At 70.4% G+C, this 15,519-nt stretch carries 18 protein-coding genes; 16 read left to right on the top strand and 2 right to left on the bottom strand.

Translation table 11 applies throughout. The annotated features are described in order from the left end of the window. Positions 1-5 precede the first annotated feature (5 nt). From ACLJQF_RS40630 to ACLJQF_RS40650, 5 genes are all read left to right on the top strand, one after another. Positions 6-542 carry a hypothetical protein gene (locus ACLJQF_RS40630; RefSeq protein ID WP_410615622.1) on the top strand — a complete coding sequence of 179 codons (537 nt, stop codon included), beginning with the start codon at positions 6-8 and terminating at the stop codon, positions 540-542. 157 nt (positions 543-699) lie between these two features. Then, entirely contained in the window at positions 700-1,278 is a 579-nt protein-coding gene (locus ACLJQF_RS40635) for an ArsR/SmtB family transcription factor (protein WP_410615623.1), read from the top strand. A 48-nt stretch (positions 1,279-1,326) separates the two neighbouring features. After that, positions 1,327-2,601 carry an alpha/beta hydrolase family protein gene (locus tag ACLJQF_RS40640; RefSeq protein WP_410615685.1) on the top strand — a complete coding sequence of 425 codons (1,275 nt, stop codon included), beginning with the start codon at positions 1,327-1,329 and terminating at the stop codon, positions 2,599-2,601. 229 nt (positions 2,602-2,830) lie between these two features. Then, positions 2,831-3,424, top strand: coding sequence for an RNA polymerase sigma factor (locus ACLJQF_RS40645; protein ID WP_410615686.1), 594 nt, complete (start codon positions 2,831-2,833; stop codon positions 3,422-3,424). Beyond that, positions 3,417-4,535, top strand: coding sequence for a hypothetical protein (locus tag ACLJQF_RS40650; RefSeq protein WP_410615624.1), 1,119 nt, complete (start codon positions 3,417-3,419; stop codon positions 4,533-4,535). The genes ACLJQF_RS40645 and ACLJQF_RS40650 overlap by 8 nt, the downstream gene beginning before the upstream one ends. Here the strand turns inward: ACLJQF_RS40650 and radA are convergent, their stop codons facing one another. Both radA and ACLJQF_RS40660 read right to left on the bottom strand, forming a co-directional pair. After that, positions 4,536-5,894 carry a DNA repair protein RadA gene (gene radA / locus ACLJQF_RS40655; RefSeq protein WP_410615625.1) on the bottom strand — a complete coding sequence of 453 codons (1,359 nt, stop codon included), beginning with the start codon at positions 5,892-5,894 and terminating at the stop codon, positions 4,536-4,538. A gap of 39 nt (positions 5,895-5,933) precedes the next feature. Then, positions 5,934-6,623, bottom strand: coding sequence for a hypothetical protein (locus ACLJQF_RS40660; protein ID WP_410615626.1), 690 nt, complete (start codon positions 6,621-6,623; stop codon positions 5,934-5,936). A 285-nt stretch (positions 6,624-6,908) separates the two neighbouring features. Between ACLJQF_RS40660 and ACLJQF_RS40665 the strand changes: the two genes are divergently transcribed. The 11 genes from ACLJQF_RS40665 (at position 6,909) to ACLJQF_RS40715 (ending at position 15,481) form a co-directional block, all read left to right on the top strand. Beyond that, positions 6,909-7,400 (top strand): CarD family transcriptional regulator, encoded by a 492-nt coding sequence (locus ACLJQF_RS40665; RefSeq protein ID WP_004559016.1) that lies wholly within the window; start codon positions 6,909-6,911, stop codon positions 7,398-7,400. Positions 7,401-7,454: 54 nt separating this feature from the next. After that, positions 7,455-8,069 (top strand): 2-C-methyl-D-erythritol 4-phosphate cytidylyltransferase, encoded by a 615-nt coding sequence (locus ACLJQF_RS40670; RefSeq protein WP_410615627.1) that lies wholly within the window; start codon positions 7,455-7,457, stop codon positions 8,067-8,069. After that, positions 8,066-8,545, top strand: a complete 480-nt coding sequence (gene ispF, locus ACLJQF_RS40675; RefSeq protein WP_410615628.1) for a 2-C-methyl-D-erythritol 2,4-cyclodiphosphate synthase — start codon at positions 8,066-8,068, stop codon at positions 8,543-8,545. Before ACLJQF_RS40670 ends, ispF begins: the two co-directional genes overlap by 4 nt. A 28-nt stretch (positions 8,546-8,573) precedes the next feature. After that, positions 8,574-8,969, top strand: coding sequence for a PPOX class F420-dependent oxidoreductase (locus ACLJQF_RS40680; RefSeq protein ID WP_410615629.1), 396 nt, complete (start codon positions 8,574-8,576; stop codon positions 8,967-8,969). 10 nt (positions 8,970-8,979) lie between these two features. Continuing rightward, positions 8,980-9,375: a PPOX class F420-dependent oxidoreductase gene (locus ACLJQF_RS40685; RefSeq protein ID WP_410615630.1), complete on the top strand. Its 396-nt coding sequence runs from the start codon at positions 8,980-8,982 to the stop codon at positions 9,373-9,375. 57 nt (positions 9,376-9,432) lie between these two features. Continuing rightward, positions 9,433-10,119 carry an HAD family hydrolase gene (locus tag ACLJQF_RS40690; protein ID WP_410615631.1) on the top strand — a complete coding sequence of 229 codons (687 nt, stop codon included), beginning with the start codon at positions 9,433-9,435 and terminating at the stop codon, positions 10,117-10,119. A 41-nt stretch (positions 10,120-10,160) separates the two neighbouring features. After that, positions 10,161-11,549: a cysteine--tRNA ligase gene (cysS, locus tag ACLJQF_RS40695; RefSeq protein ID WP_410615632.1), complete on the top strand. Its 1,389-nt coding sequence runs from the start codon at positions 10,161-10,163 to the stop codon at positions 11,547-11,549. A gap of 29 nt (positions 11,550-11,578) precedes the next feature. Continuing rightward, positions 11,579-12,535: a 23S rRNA (guanosine(2251)-2'-O)-methyltransferase RlmB gene (rlmB, locus tag ACLJQF_RS40700; protein WP_410615633.1), complete on the top strand. Its 957-nt coding sequence runs from the start codon at positions 11,579-11,581 to the stop codon at positions 12,533-12,535. A 116-nt stretch (positions 12,536-12,651) separates the two neighbouring features. Further along, entirely contained in the window at positions 12,652-14,085 is a 1,434-nt protein-coding gene (locus ACLJQF_RS40705) for an MBOAT family O-acyltransferase (RefSeq protein WP_410615634.1), read from the top strand. A gap of 143 nt (positions 14,086-14,228) precedes the next feature. Then, positions 14,229-14,834 (top strand): histidine phosphatase family protein, encoded by a 606-nt coding sequence (locus ACLJQF_RS40710; RefSeq protein ID WP_410615635.1) that lies wholly within the window; start codon positions 14,229-14,231, stop codon positions 14,832-14,834. Between the two features lie 74 nt (positions 14,835-14,908). Next, positions 14,909-15,481 carry a transglutaminase domain-containing protein gene (locus tag ACLJQF_RS40715; protein WP_410615636.1) on the top strand — a complete coding sequence of 191 codons (573 nt, stop codon included), beginning with the start codon at positions 14,909-14,911 and terminating at the stop codon, positions 15,479-15,481. Positions 15,482-15,519: the final 38 nt, after the last annotated feature.

Below are 15,519 nucleotides of genomic sequence, written 5' to 3' on the forward strand. Positions count from 1 at the left end.
CGGAGGTGAGCTGGGTGCAGGGGACGTTCGGACAGGTCGAGTTCGTACCGCTGCCGCCCCGGTTCGCCGGCCGGGTTCGCGTGGGCTCGGTGGTCGTCGGGTGCTCGATGATCGCCGGAATGGTGCTGCTGTTCGGCCTCACGACGTACCTGCAGGGCATCGTGCACGGCCACGCGTTCCCGGACACCCTGCTCGGCAAGGCCGCCGCGGTGCTCCCGCCACTGGGCGTGCTGGCGATCGCGGTACTGGTCCTGACGTGCCGCCGCTGCCTCCGCGGCGACTACCTCGTGGTGGCCAGCGCCACGGCGACCCGCAGCGCACTGCTGTTCACGTACGTCCTCACGCTGGTGCTGATCCTCGGCTCGTTCGCGGTGCCGATCGTGTTCCGGGTGTGGCGCGACACCTCGGAACTGCAGGCTCCGGACCTGCTGACGACGTTCTCGACGCTCGCGTTCGCCACCACGGGCTTCCTGGCCGGGATGCTGTACGTGCGGCCGTCCGTGCAGACGCTCAGGAAGTTCAGCGACCACCCGATCTGGTGAGTCCACTTTAGACACCCGCCCGCCCCGAGGTCTTGAATGACTCATTCAGGACCTCGGACGTCCTGAATGAGTCATTCAAGACGCTCCCGGGCACCGGCCTGCGCCAAGTTGCAGACTTTTCTTTGCACAAACTTCTTTGCACGGCTACAGTGGGGCCATGACCAGCGCTCCACCACCGGAAGAGCTCGACCCGGACGCCCTCAAGGCCGTCACGCACCCGCTGCGCCGCCGGATCCTCGGCGTGTTGTCGGCGGGCCCGGCGACAGCCACGAAGCTCGCCCAAGCGCTGGGTGAGAACACCGGCGCGACCAGCTACCACCTGCGGGAGCTGGCCCGGTTCGGGTTCGTCGAGGACGTCCCGGAGCTCGCGCGGGGCAAGGAACGGTGGTGGCGGACGCGGCGGCGGGACATCCGCTGGCCGCGTCGCAGTGAGCAGAGCGCCGAATCCCGGATGCTGTTCGACGACATGCAGCGGCAGGGGTTCGAGGACGACCTCGAAAAGCTCAACCGGTTCGCGGAAGAGCGCGAAGAGCTGCCCGGCGGCTGGCCGGACGCGCTGCTCTTCGCGCGCGGCGCCACGTGGCTCACCGAAGAGGAGCTGCAGCGGCTTTGGCACGACTACATGGAGCTGTTCCGCCGGTACTGGCGAACCGAAGGCGACCGGTCAGACGACCGGTCACCGGAAGCGCGGCGCGTGCTCGTGCGCTGGCTCGCGTTCCCGGATCCAGGGGAATGACATGACACCAAGGGGATTTCCATGCGTAGAGGAGTTCTACTGGCCGGGGTGATCCTGGCGGTCACGGCGCTCGCGCCACCGGCTTCGGCCGCGGACGTGACCAACGACGACGTGACGTTCCAAAACGGCGGGGTGACCTTGCACGGCACCGTCGTCGCCCCGCCCGGCGGCGCGAAACTGCCGGGCCTGGTGATGGTCCACGGCTCGGGGGCACACAGCCGGGACGACTACCGCGAACAAGCCGAAGCCTTTGCACGGCAGGGCATCGCGACGCTCATCTACGACAAGCGCACCGACGGCTACTCGCAGTTCGAACGGTCGTACTCGACGCTGGCGGACGACGCACTGGCCGCGGTTTCCTTACTGCGCAAGCGATCCGACGTCGACCCGGCGCGGGTCGGCGTCTGGGGGCTGAGCGAAGGCGGCTGGGTGGCACCATTGGCGGCTTCGCGTTCCTCGGACGTCGCCTTCGTCGTGACGCTCGGCGCGAACGGGGTCGAGCCGTCGCGGCAGCAGTCGTGGGCGATCGAGAACCAGTTGCGGCGGCTGGGGATGGACGGTTCGCTCGTGCGGATGGCGTCGTCGACGATGCTGCGCCAGCTCGCCGGCGGCGGGGTGTTCCCGGAGGCGCACTACGACCCGGTGCCGGTGCTGAAGAGCCTGCACCAGCCGGTGCTCGGGATCTGGGGCGCGAAGGACATCCTGACGCCGCCGGGCGAGGCGGTCCGGATCTTCCGGGAATCGGTGGCGCACCACACCTTGCGGGTCTTCCCGGACGCGCAGCACCAGCTGCGCCGGACCACCGACGGCTTCGACAAGCTGCCCGGGTACGCGCCCGGCTACCTCGAGCTGGTGGGCAGCTGGGTGAACAACCCGCCCGCCGCGTCGACGGCCGACGCACCGCCGGCGCAGGACCGGCCGAGCAACGCCGTGACGCCGCTCGCCTGGTACGAGCCGACGTGGCTGCAGCTCGCCGCACTGGCGTTCCTGCTGGTGGCGTTCGCCTGGTACCCGCTGGTCCGGCGCGGTCCCGGGGCCCGGGCGGCGCGCTGGCTGTCGGCGACCGGGCTGCTCACCGTGCTCGGTTTTCTCGTGGTCGACGTGCTGATCCAACTGACCATGGGCAAGGGGCTGGGCCCGGTCGTCGCCGGCCGGCCGCTGCCGTGGCCGGCGCTGCAACTGCTGTCGATCGGCGCGGTGGCCGCCACCATCGGCACGGCGGTGGCGTGGTGGCGGAACCGCGGTTTCCGGCTCGGCCTCCCGCTGGCCGGCGGCGTGGTGTTCGTCCCGTGGGCGGTCTATTGGGGCCTGCTGGGCATTTAGGCGGCGCGCGTCCGAGGTTCGTTGACACCGGCACCGGCCCCGGCTCAAACGCCCCAATGTGGCGTTGGGTGCGTCCAACGCACCGAACGCCACATTGGGGCGCATCGGCCCGACGTCAAACAACGGGCGCGACGATGTCGGGGACGATCGGGTGGCCGTTGTCGATGCCCAGCACGGCATGGCACAGTTCGCCCGTGAACGCTCGCGAGCGCTGCGGGCAACTGGGGGCATGCAGGTGATCCACGAGGGCTCGGAGCTCTGGGGGCACGATCGCCCGGACCTGGGCGGACCCGAGCCCGGGCCGGCGTTCGGGCGGCTTTTCGACGCCCATGCCGCGCAGCTGCGGCGATACCTGGCGCGCCGCGTCGGGGCCGAACCGGCGAACGATCTCGTCGCCGAGACCTTCCTCGTCGCGCTGCGGCGGCGGGAGACCTACCGGCCCGAGCTGGGCACCGCCCGGTCGTGGCTCTACGGCATCGCCACCAACCTGCTGCGCCACCACGTGCGGTCCGAACTGCGCGGGCTGCAGGCCACCGCGCGGCTCGCCCGGACCGGCGAAGCCAGCCACGCCGGTCACGACGGCCGCGTCGCCGAGCAGGTCGACGCCCAGGTACGTGCCGCACAGCTGGCCGGGGCACTGGCCCGGCTCAACCCCGCCGATCGCGACACGCTGCTGCTCGTCTCGTGGGCCGGGCTGGAACCGGCCGAGGTCGCCGAGGCCCTCGGTATCCCGCCAGGTACCGTCCGGTCCCGGTTGCACCGGATCAGACGCTGGCTCAGGACGAACGCCCCGGCCCAAGAGGAGGTGCAGGACCTTGCGTGAAGACAACAACGTCCGGAAAGTCTGGTCCGAAGCCGAACTCGACGAGGCGCTCACGGACCTGAACAACGACGTCGGCGAAGACGACGGGCTGGCCTTCGCCCGCGCGTCCCTGCTCGCGGCAGCCGGCGTCGAGGAAGCTCCGCCCGCCGAGCCGCGGCGCGCCGGGGCGTGGCGGTGGCTCGCGGTGGCCGCGGCCGTCGTCACCCTGGTCGGCGGGCTCGGCGTCGCCGCCGCCCTGTGGACGCCGGACCCGCCGGAGACGTCCCGGCCCGCCGCGCTCGTCGACCTCGACCGCCCGCTGGTGCCCGGCGAGTTCCGCTACGCGCAGAAGCTCGGCTGGTCTCCCGAGATCATGTTCGGGCGCCCGGCCTGGGTCCAGCAGAAGGTGGAGCTGTGGATCCCCGCCGACCCCGCGGGCGTCTGGCACCGGCGGACAATGTGGACGGGGGTCGTGCAGGGCCTCGGCCCGGAGGCGAGCAAGGACGTCCAGGTGAACCTGACGCCCAAGGACGAGTTCGGCCCGGGTGGCTCGTTCCCCGGCGATCCGCCCACCGGCGTCGTCGATCCGCGCTGGAACACGCCGCTGCAGAAATGGCTGCAGCCCGATGCCGCCTTCGTCGCCGCGCTGGTCCCGGACCGGGGGAGGCTGGCAAAACGGCTGGCGCTCGACACCATCACCCGCACCGACAACGGCCGGCAGCACACCCCCACCGAGTCGCTCACCATGGTGCGCAGCGTGCTGGAGCTGGGGCTGGCGCCCAAGAACGTCCGGTTCGCGCTGTCCGACGCATTCGGCGACGTCCACGGCGGATTCGTGACGTCGGGGCACGCCCCGGACGGCCGGGCCGCCATGGTCCTCATCGCCAAGGACTCGGACCAGCGGCTGTACCTCGACCCGTCGACGGCTCAGCTGCTCGCCTGGGACGCGGCGCAGCCCACTCCGGCGATCATCCGCTCCGACCAGGTGCCGCTGACCACCACGTCCATCCCGCCGCCGAGCGCCCCGAACTCGCGAACGACGACTACGGAACGGCCGAAGCCGCCGACACCGGAGATGCTGGGCGAGCCGGCGGCGACGTACTCGTTCGCCATCACGCGGACCTCGGGGTGATCAGCGTGCGTGGCCGGCCGCGTTCAGCGCGTCCGCGACGTTCGCCACCTCCAGCACCCGGATCCCGGCGGGCGGCTTGCCCGAGTCGGGTGGGACCAGCGCGTGCGTGAACCCGAGCCGGGCCGCCTCCGCCAGGCGGCGGCCCACGCTCGGCACGCGCCGGATCTCACCCGCCAGCCCGACCTCGCCGACCGACACGAGCCGTGGCGACAAAGCGACGTCCTCGAACGATGACGTCAGCGCCAGCACCAGCGCCAGGTCGATGCCCGGCTCGGTGATCTTCATGCCGCCGACCGTGGCCGCGTAGACGTCCTTGTCGCCGAGCTTCAGCCCGCCGCGCTTCTCCAGCACCGCCAGCACCATCGCCACCCGCGCGGAGTCGAGGCCGCTGACCGCGCGCCGCGGCTGCGGGGCCGCCGTCGACGACACCAGCGCCTGCACCTCGCCCAGCAACGGCCGCTTGCCCTCCATCGAGACGGTGATCGCCGTGCCGGACACCGGCTCGGCCGTGTGGCTCATGAACAGCCCCGACGGGTCCGGCACCCCGACGATGCCTTCTTCCTGCAGCTCGAAGCAGCCGATCTCGTCGGACGCGCCGAACCGGTTCTTGATGCCGCGGAGCATCCGCAGGGTCGAGTGCTTGTCGCCCTCGAACTGCAGCACGACGTCCACCAGGTGCTCCAGCACGCGCGGGCCGGCCACCGAGCCATCCTTCGTGACGTGCCCCACGAGCACCACCGGCAGCCCGCGCTCCTTGGCCAGCGCGACCAGCCCGGACGTCACCGCGCGGACCTGCGTCACGCCGCCGGGTGAGCCGTCGACCTGCGGGGACGCCATGGTCTGCACCGAGTCGACGATCAGCATGCCGGGTTTGACGTCGTCGACGTGCCCGAGGATGGCCGAAAGGTCGCTCTCGGCGGCCAGGTACATCCGGTCGTGGACGTTGCCCGTTCGCTCCGCGCGCAACCGGACCTGGCCCGCGGACTCCTCGCCGGTGACGTAGAGGGATCGGTCGACCGTCTTGGCCCACTGGTAGGCGACCTCGAGCAGCAGCGTCGACTTGCCGACCCCCGGCTCACCCGCGAGCAGCACCACCGCGCCCGGCACCAGGCCGCCGCCGAGCACCCGGTCGAGCTCCGGGACGCCGGTGTGCCGGGCCCGCGCCGTTTCGACGTCGACCTCGCCGATCGGCCGCGCGGGCGCACTCGGCGCCCCGGCCGCGACGCGCTGGATGGCCGGCCTGGCCGGCGCCCCGCGCTCCTCGAACGAGCCCCATTCCTGGCACTCCGGACATCGGCCCAGCCACTTGGCCGCTTCGTACCCGCAGCTGCCGCAGCGGTAGGTGGTCCCCTTCTTCACCCCGCGAGGCTATCGGCGACCACCGACAAAACTGGGGACCTACTCCTTGGCGTGCGCCGGCGCCGCGATCGGCAGCTCGACCGTGACCGGTCCGGCGTTCTGGAAGACGAAGGTGACCTTGATGACCTGGCCCGGCCACAGCGGCTGCTTCAGCGGGGGCAGCGTCACGGAGGCCTGGCCGATCTTCTCGGGCGCGGTCGGCGTCGCGGCCGGGCCGGACGACGGCACCTCGGAGGTGGCCGTGGCGGTCAGGTTGCCCGGGCTGTTGCTCGCCGAGCTGCTGCCGGCCGGGGTGCTGCTGGAGGCCGGAGCGCTCGACGACGCCGGCGCGCCCGAGGACGTGGCCTGCACCTCGTTCGTGGACTCGACGGCGTCGTCCGGGCCGATCACCAGCGAGTGCATGGCGACGATGGTCTTGGACCCCGCGATGGTCGCCTGGGCGCCGTCTTCGGTGGTCACCGCGACGAGCGTGTCGTCCTGCGCACCGCGGTTGACGATCGTCAGGGTCAGCGCCGGGGTCGCACCGGCCGGGTAGCCCGGGCCCGACTTCGGGTACTGGACCGCGGCGTTGCGCAGGTCAATGGTCTTGACCTGGGCGTGCGTGCCGTTGACCGCGGGCTGCTGCGAGTCGGTCTGGGTGATCTGGCCGGCCCCGCACCCGGCGAGCACGAGCGCGGCACCGAGCGCCAGCACGCCCGCGCCGAGCACGCGACGATTCTGCAGCCTCACGTCGCAGTCCTTCCCTTTTCACGGCCTCGTCGCCCCGAAGACTAGCCGGGGTCGATCTCCGCTGCGGAACGGGTGTGCGTTGCCGGGACGGGGCGACCAAGATCAACCGTCCACAAAGGAATTCCCGGCCTGTGACGAAACCCTTCCCCGCTACCTGCGTGAGCACGGGGGTCCGACGTTTGTCAACCCCCGGCCAGGCCGCTGACCTGCGAGGACAGTCCGGCCCGCTAGGTGGGCACTGGCGGCCCGTGCTAGGATGGAGTCAGCGAAAGGGGCAGAGGACACATGGTTTTCAAGGTCGGAGAGACCGTCGTCTACCCGCACCACGGTGCCGCACTCATCGAAGCCATCGAGACCCGCGTGATCAAGGGCGAGGAAAAGAAGTACCTCGTCCTCAAAGTCGCGCAAGGGGATCTCACGGTTCGCGTGCCCGCTGACAACGCCGAGATCGTAGGCGTGCGCGATGTCGTCGGGCAAGAAGGACTGGACAAGGTGTTCGACGTGCTGCGTGCTCCGCACACCGAAGAGCCCACCAACTGGTCTCGTCGGTACAAGGCCAACCTCGAGAAGCTCGCCTCCGGCGATGTGAACAAGGTGGCCGAAGTGGTGCGCGACCTCTGGCGGCGAGAGAAGGACCGCGGACTTTCAGCCGGTGAGAAGCGCATGCTGGCGAAGGCGCGGCAAATTCTGGTCAGCGAGCTCGCGCTCGCGGAGGGCACCGACGAGGACAAGGCTGAGGTCCTCCTCGACGAAGTTCTGGAAACCGCGACGGTTTGAGCCCAGGGGCATCCCGCTCGACGGGCGGGTGGGTGCCTCTACGATCGCGAACCGATGAACGTCCTCGCGATCGTGACCGTCGCACATCATGCCTCCGACGGAGAGCTCGCTCTCACGCCGGTCCATGGTGAGCCGCTACTCACGCACACCGTGCGGGGGCTGCTCGACGTACCGGAGATCGATCTGGTGCTCGTGGCGGCCCCCCAGCGGTGTGCTTTGTCGTTTTCCGAGGCCGTCCGCGGCCTCGGTTGCCGGGTCGTACCCGGCTCGCTCCGGCAGGCCTTCGCTGCCGTCGAGCCGGAACTCGCCCGTGATTCAGTTGTACTCCTCCACGACGCGCTGCGGGCTTTCATTCCTGCGCAAACGGTGCGTGACGTGATCAGCGCGGTCCGTGACGGCGCGCCCGTGGTGGTGCCGGTGCTGCCGATGGCCGACACGGTGAAGGTGACCGACGCGGCCTCGCTCATCGTCGGCACGGAGGACCGGACGCGGCTGCGCACGGTCCAGACGCCGGTGGGCTACGCGCTCGCGGCGTTCCGCCCGGACTTCGCGCCCGCCGACGCGGCGACGGTTCCGGGCCACCCGGACGCGATGCGCGTCACCACCGGGTTCGAACTGTCTCTGGCCGAGGCGATCGCGGCGGCACCGAAGAACGAGGAGACGCTGTGAGGATCGGCAACGGGGTGGACGTCCACCCGATCGAACCGGGCCGCGAGTGCTGGATGGCGGGCCTGCGCTGGCCGGACGCCGACGGCTGCGCGGGCCATTCGGACGGCGACGTCGCGGCGCACGCGTTGTGCGACGCCCTGCTGTCGGCAGCGGGCCTCGGCGACCTGGGCGCGGTGTTCGGCACGGGCGACCCCCGGATGGACGGCGCGCACGGCACGGACATGCTGGTCGAGGTCCGGGGCCTGATCGAGGCGGCGGGCTGGCGGGTCGGGAACGCGACGGTCCAGATCGTCGGCAACGCCCCGCGGGTCGGGAAGCGCCGGGACGAGGCCCAGCAGGTGCTGTCGGAGGCGGTGGGCGGCCCGGTGAGCGTCTCCGGCACGACGTCCGACGGCCTGGGCCTGACCGGCCGCGGCGAGGGCATCGCGGCCTTCGCGACGGCATTGCTCCTGGCTCGGACGTCGGGGACGGAATAGGCCCTCGCCCGCGCCGGTTCGGCGTGATATGTCCCTCACACTCCCGGACGCCGTCCGCGCGCTGGTCGACGGCCGGAACTTCGCCACGGTCGCCACCCTCGACCCGGACGGCGGCCCCCAGACCTCCGTCGTCTGGGTCGGCCTCGACGACGGCGAGCTCGTCTTCAGCGCGACCGAGGACCGCCGGAAGGTCCGCAACCTGCGGCGCGATCCCCGCATCAGCGTCTCGATCACCGACGCGGAGAACCCGTACCGGCACACGCAGCTGCGCGGCACCGTGACGATCACCCCCGACCCGGACAAGGCGCTCCCCCGCGCGCTGAGCCACAAGTACCTCGCCCAGGACCCGCCACCCGAGAGCGCCGACGTCCAGCGGGTGGTCGTGCGCCTGAAAACCGAAAAAATCGCCGGCAACGTGAAATAGGGTCCAGACCATGGGTGTGACTTTCAACGAGGCCACCAAGGCCCTCTTCGACGGCAAGAACTTCCCGGTGGTCGCCACCATCAACGCCGACGGCTCGGTGCAGACCTCCGTGGTCTGGGCCAAGCGGGACGGCGACACCGTCCTCTTCGCGACCCTCCGCGGGCGGCTCAAGGAGCGGAACATGCAGCGCGACCCGCGAGTCTCGCTGTCGGTGTTCGACCTCGAGGACCCGCTCAAGTACGTGGAGGTCCGCGGCCGCGTCGAGATCACCGAGGAAGGCGGCCGCGAGCTCATCAACGAGCTCTCGCACAAGTACGACGGCAAGGACTTCCGCACCGAACCGCCGGAGGCCGTCCGCGTGGTCGTGCGCCTGGTCCCCGACAAGGTCACCGGCTACGCCGCGTGACGTGACGCGGGTCGCGGGCGCCGCTCGGGTGCCCGCGACCTCGCTAGGCTGAACGCCATGACGATCAGGGCGGTGTTGTTCGACTTCTCCGGCACGCTGTTCCGGCTCGAGCAGGACGAGTCGTGGCTCACCGAGCTCACCGACCACGCCGGCTCGCCGCTCGACATCGAGGCGCAGGCCGAGCTGATGCGCCGGATGACCGCCCCGGTCGGGCAGGTCGTCGAACTCGACGCCGAGCACCTGCACGCCTGGCAGCACCGCGATCGCGACCCGGTGCTGCACCGGAAGGTGTACCTCGAGGTGCTCAAGAAGTCGGGCGTGCCGCGGGCCGAGCAGGCCGTCGCGCTGTACGACCGGCTCATCGATCCCAGCCAGTGGACGCCGTACCCGGACACCGAAGCGGCGCTCAAAGCCGCCGCCGAGCGGGGCCTGAAGGTGGGCGTGCTCAGCAACATCGCCTTCGACATCCGGCCCGCCTTCACGGCTCGCGGGTGGGACGCCTACGTCGACGAGTTCGTGCTGTCCTTCGAGGTCGGCGCGGTGAAGCCGGAGCTGGAGATCTTCCGCAAGGCCGTCGGCAGCCTCGGCGTACCCGCCACCGAAACGCTGATGGTCGGCGACAGCGAAGAGGCCGACGGCGGTGCCCGCGCGCTCGGCTGCGAGTTCGCGCTGGTCGATCCGCTGCCGACGGCCGGCCGGCCGGATGCCCTGCTCACGGCGTTGCGAGGCTTCGGCATCGGCTAGGGGCTGCGACGTCCCTCACGCCGACCCCGTACCCTTCGAGGGTGGCCCTTCACCTTTTCGACACAGCGACCCGGAGCGTACGGGAGTTCCACCCCGTCCGTAGCGGAACGGCGTCGATCTACGTGTGTGGAGCCACCGTGCAGGGCGTTCCGCACATCGGGCACGTCCGCGGCGTCCTGAACTACGACATCCTGCGCCGCTGGCTCGTCCACAGTGGACTGGACGTGCTGCTGGTCCGCAACGTCACGGACATCGACGACAAGATCCTGACCAAGGCCGCCGAGAACGAGCGGCCCTGGTGGGAGTGGGGCGCGACGCACGAGCGCGCCTTCGAGACCGCGTACGAGCAGCTGGGCTGCCTGCCGCCGTCGATCAACCCGCGCGCGACCGGGCACGTCACCCAGATGGTCGAGCTGATGGAACGCCTCATCGAGAGCGGCCACGGCTACGTCGCGGACGGCGACGTCTACTTCTCGGTGAAGTCGTTCGACGGCTACGGCAAGCTCTCCGGCCAGGTCCTGGAGGACGTCCAGCAGGGCGAGACGCCGACCCGCGGCAAGCGCGACCCGCGCGACTTCACCATGTGGAAGAGCGCGAAGCCGGGCGAGCCGTCGTGGCCGACGCCGTGGGGGAACGGCCGCCCGGGCTGGCACCTCGAGTGCTCGGCGATGGCGACGGCGTACCTCGGCGCGGAGTTCGACATCCACGGCGGCGGCATCGACCTGGTCTTCCCGCACCACGAGAACGAGCGTGCCCAGTCCAACGCGGCGGGCGACGAGTTCGCGCGGTTCTGGCTGCACAACGCGTGGGTGACCATGTCGGGCGAGAAGATGTCGAAGTCGCTCGGCAACACCGTGTCGATCCCCGCGATGCTGGACCGCTACCGGGCCCCGGAGCTGCGGTACTACCTGGTCCAGCCGCACTACCGGTCGACCATCGAGTACTCCGACGCCGCGGTCTCCGAAGCCGCACAGGGCTACCGGCGGATCGAGACGTTCCTGCGCCGCGCCGTCGCGTCGGGCGAAGTGCCGGTCGGCACGGTCCCCGCGGCGTTCGCGAACGCGCTCGACGACGACCTCGCCACCCCGCAGGCGTTCGCCGTGGTGCACAACACGGTGCGCGACGGTAACGCCGCCCTCGACGCGGGCGACACCTCCAAGGCACTCGAATTCGCCGCGGCCGTCCGCGCGATGACCGACGTGCTCGGCCTCGACCCCCTGTCCGCGCGCTGGTCCGAGGCGGGCGGTTCCGAAACGCCCACCAAAGAAGCGCTGTCCCGGATCGTCGAAGGGCTGCTGGCCGAGCGCCAGCAGGCCCGGGCCGAGAAGGACTTCGCGCGCGCGGACGCCGCCCGTGACCGCCTCCAGCAGGCGGGCATCGTGGTGGAGGACACCCCCAACGGTCCTCAGTGGACTGTGAAGTCCGACTGAACCGGCTTTCTACGCAAGGAACTTTCACCATGGCAGGCAACTCGCGGCGCCAGGGCGCGATCCGCAAGACGGGCACCAAGAAGGGCGCCGTCGTCGGCTCGGGCGGTCAGCGCCGCAAGGCTCTCGAAGGCAAGGGCCCGACCCCGAAGGCGGAGGACCGCCCCGGGCACAAGGCCTACCGCCAGAATAACGCCCAGGCCAAGCGCGACCAGGCCCGGCAGAAGAAGGCCGACAAGCCGGAGCTGATCGCCGGGCGCAACCCGGTGGTCGAGGCGCTGCGCGCCGACGTCCCGGCGACGGCACTGTACGTCGCGCTGAACATCGACGTCGACGACCGCGTCAACGACGCCGTCCGGCTGGCCGGCGACAAGGGCATCTCCATCCTGGAGATCCCGCGCGAGGAGCTGGACCGCAAGACGAACCGGGCCATGCACCAGGGACTGGGCCTGCAGGTCCCGCCGTTCGAGTACGCCCACCCGGACGACCTGATGGCGGTGGCGCGCAACTCGGGCGAGGTCCCGCTGTTCGTCGCGCTCGACGGCGTCACCGACCCGCGCAACCTGGGTGCGGTGATCCGCTCGGCGGCCGCGTTCGGCGCGCACGGCGTGCTGTTGCCGGAGCGGCGCAGCGCGGGCATGACGGCGGTGGCGTGGCGCACGAGCGCGGGCACGGCGGCGAAGCTGCCGATCGCGGTGGCGACGAACCTGACGCGCCAGCTCAAGACGTGGGCGAACGACGGCCTGATGCTGGTCGGCCTGGACGCGGACGGTTCGGTGGGCATCGACGAGCTGGAACTGGCGGCCGACCCGCTGGTCATCGTGCTCGGCTCGGAGGGCCGCGGCCTGTCCCGTCTGGTCCGCGAGACGTGCGACGCGACGGTGTCGATTCCGATGGCGGCGGGCGTCGAGTCCCTCAACGCTTCGGTGGCGGCGGGCGTCCTGCTCGCGGAGGTCGCGCGCCGCCGTCGTCTCACCGGTCGAGTCTGACGCGGCTCCTCGTGAGTGGTAATTCGGGTTAGAACCCGAATTACCACTCACGACCCCGGCCGCGGCAGACCACCCAGTCGGGTTAAGGTCACCGTCGGATAAATCGAGGGGACCCGATGTCGTTCGTTTCGCCGCTCTTCCTGTGGTACTTCATGCCGGCGGTGCTCATCGCCGTGCTGGTGTGCCCGCGGAGCTGGCGAAACGGCATCATCGCGGTCGCCAGCCTGCTGTTCTACACGATCGGCGCCGGCGGCTTCGTGTTCCTGCTGCTCGGCTGCATGGTCGTCAACTTCCTGGTGGGGCCGTTGCTGGCCCCGAACCCCTGGGATGTCCACGGCGTCCGAAGGCGCCGGATCCTCATCGCGGTGGTGTCCCTCGACGTCGCGGTGCTGCTGATCTGGAAGTACGCGGGCTTCGCGACCCAGCAGATCGCGGCGGTGGCCCACTGGTTCGGCGGCAGCGTGCCGGTGGCGAGCCTGGTGGTCCCGATCGGCATCTCGTTCTACACGTTCCACCACATTTCGTACGTGGTCGACATCTACCGCGGCGAGCGCCAGGCCCTGCGCAACCCGGTGTCGTTCACGGCGTACATCGCGATGTTCCCGCAGCTGGTGGCGGGCCCGATCGTCCGGTACCGCGAGATCGCCGACCAGCTCCCCCAGCAGCGTTCCCACCGCCTCGACGACATCGCGGCGGGCTTCCCGAGGTTCGCGCTCGGGCTGTGCAAGAAGGCGATCATCGCGGACTCACTGGGCCCGCTGGTGGACGCGTGCTTCAAGGTCCCCCCGGACCAGATGACGTTCGCCACGGCCTGGCTGGGCGCAATCGGCTACACCCTCCAGCTGTTCTTCGACTTCTCGGGTTATTCGGACATGGCCATCGGCCTCGGCCGGATGCTGGGCTTCCGCCTCCCGGAGAACTTCGCGAGGCCGTATTCCTCGGTGACGATCACGGAGTTCTGGCGCCGCTGGCACATGAGCCTGAGCCGCTGGTTCCGCGACTACGTGTACATCCCCCTGGGCGGCAACCGCCACGGAGCGGCCCGCACCTACCGAAACCTCTGCATCGTGTTCGTCCTGACGGGCTTCTGGCACGGCGCCCAGTGGACGTTCCTGGTGTGGGGCTGCTACCACGGAGCGCTCCTGGTGATCGAGCGCCGGTTCGGCCTTGACCTGAACCCGGCGACCCCCTGGAAGCGCTATCTCCGCAGGGCCCTGACCATGCTGCTGGTGGTGATCGGCTGGGTGTTCTTCAGGTCAGCGGACCTGACCCACGCATGGTCGATGCTCGGCCACATGCTGATCCCGGACGCCGACGGCCTGGGAGCGGGCGTGGAGCAGGCATTCACGAACCAGCGCCTGGTCCTGCTGCTGGCCGCACTGGCGGTGTTCCTGCTCCCGGCCCACCCGGTGACCGGACCACTGCTGGAGTCGTCCCGAAGCCGCTCGGCGACGGCCCTGCGCATCGGCGTGATGACGGTGGGCTTGCTGTACGCGGCAATCCTGATAGCGACAGGGACGTTCAGCCCGTTCTTGTACTACCAATTCTAGCGCCGTCGTCAGACGGCCGTTGAACAATCCGGCGCTCGGGTCGGTGGGGGCTCCTGGCGGCATGATCCAAGCAATGAACCGCAGGTCGGCTGAGTATGCCCAACCCGCTCACCCGAACGGCCCATGCGTGACACCCTGACCCCGTGCTGACCACGCGGTACCTCTTCCTCACCCGCCACGCGGAAGCAGGCCGGGACGGAAGCCTCACCGAAGCGGGCCGACGCCAAGCCGTTCTGCTGGGCCGCCGCCTCCGGGACGTGCCGGTCACCTCGATCCACCACGGCCCCCTCCCGCGCGCCACCCAGACCGCCCACCTCATCGCCGACCAGCTCCCCGGCGTGCCGCTCCACGTCGACAAAGCGGCAGACGACTTCGTCCCGTACACGCCGAAGCGAGAAGAACTCCCCGAGACGTCCGGCGACCTCCTGCTCGCCTTCACCCGCCAGTTCCCCCCGGCCGACGAAGACCTGGCCACCGAGGCCGAACGCCGGTTCACCGGACCGGTGCCGGGAAGCGAGCCGAGGTACGAAGTCGTCGTCACGCACAACTTCCTCGTCGGCTGGCTCATCCGCGCCTCGCAGGACGCGCCGCCGTGGCGCTGGCTCACCCTGACCCACGCCAACGCGGGCCTGACCGTCATCCGGTACTCCCCGGGCCGCCCCGCGGCGCTGCTGACCTACAACGACCTGAGCCACCTCCCCGCCGATCTCCGCTGGACCGGCTTCCCACCCGATTTCTACGTTCCGTAATCGCCGGACGCGGAGCGTGGCCGCCCCGGAAAAACGGCTCTCGCCCGAATGGCCGAGCCTGTCAGGATGCGTGGATGAATCCCACCCCGACGCCCACGTCCGATCGGCTGAGCGACTACCTCGCCGCCGACGCCGTCGTCGATCACGGGCACCCGTCGATCCGAGCACTGGCCGACGCGTTGCGCCCCGCCGGGGGCGACCCCGCCGAAGCCGCGTTCCTCTTCGTGCGGGACGAGGTCGAACACGTCATCGACGCCGCCGATCCCCGCGTCACCTGGCGGGCATCGGACGTCCTGCGCGAGCGCGTCGGCATCTGCCACGCGAAGGCCCACTTGCTCGCCGCTTTGCTGCGCGCACAAGGGATTCCCGCCGGCTTCTGCTACCAGGAGCTCTCCGCCCTGCACGGGCTGAATGCCGTGTACCTGCACGGAAAATGGTCCAGACTCGACGCCCGCGGCAACCGCACGGGGGCCGGCGGCGAGTTTTCGCTCGACGAGGAAAAACTGGCCTGGCCGGTCGACACCGCCCGCGACGAACGCGATCACCCGGAGATCCACCCGGTCCCCGCACCCGTCGTCGTGGAATTCCTGATGACCACCGAACCGGGCACCGGCTGGTACGAAAACGGGCTGCCGCGCACACTTTGATCATGGTTTTCCGGCATTTTCGGAAACCCGATCGACTC

Origin of the sequence: Amycolatopsis sp. lyj-109 (assembly GCF_046548995.1) — a bacterium.
In the GTDB taxonomy this organism is placed as follows: domain Bacteria; phylum Actinomycetota; class Actinomycetes; order Mycobacteriales; family Pseudonocardiaceae; genus Amycolatopsis.

Excerpts from the sequence above, each read along its gene's own strand:
- ACLJQF_RS40635 (WP_410615623.1), top strand. The coding sequence starts at position 700 with ATGACCAGCGCTCCACCACCGGAAGAGCTCGACCCGGACGCCCTCAAG.
- ACLJQF_RS40645 (WP_410615686.1), top strand. The coding sequence starts at position 2,831 with ATGCAGGTGATCCACGAGGGCTCGGAGCTCTGGGGGCACGATCGCCCG.
- ACLJQF_RS40665 (WP_004559016.1), top strand. The coding sequence starts at position 6,909 with ATGGTTTTCAAGGTCGGAGAGACCGTCGTCTACCCGCACCACGGTGCC.
- ACLJQF_RS40670 (WP_410615627.1), top strand. The coding sequence starts at position 7,455 with ATGAACGTCCTCGCGATCGTGACCGTCGCACATCATGCCTCCGACGGA.
- ACLJQF_RS40680 (WP_410615629.1), top strand. The coding sequence starts at position 8,574 with ATGTCCCTCACACTCCCGGACGCCGTCCGCGCGCTGGTCGACGGCCGG.
- ACLJQF_RS40685 (WP_410615630.1), top strand. The coding sequence starts at position 8,980 with ATGGGTGTGACTTTCAACGAGGCCACCAAGGCCCTCTTCGACGGCAAG.
- ACLJQF_RS40690 (WP_410615631.1), top strand. The coding sequence starts at position 9,433 with ATGACGATCAGGGCGGTGTTGTTCGACTTCTCCGGCACGCTGTTCCGG.
- rlmB (WP_410615633.1), top strand. The coding sequence starts at position 11,579 with ATGGCAGGCAACTCGCGGCGCCAGGGCGCGATCCGCAAGACGGGCACC.
- ACLJQF_RS40705 (WP_410615634.1), top strand. The coding sequence starts at position 12,652 with ATGTCGTTCGTTTCGCCGCTCTTCCTGTGGTACTTCATGCCGGCGGTG.
- ACLJQF_RS40715 (WP_410615636.1), top strand. The coding sequence starts at position 14,909 with ATGAATCCCACCCCGACGCCCACGTCCGATCGGCTGAGCGACTACCTC.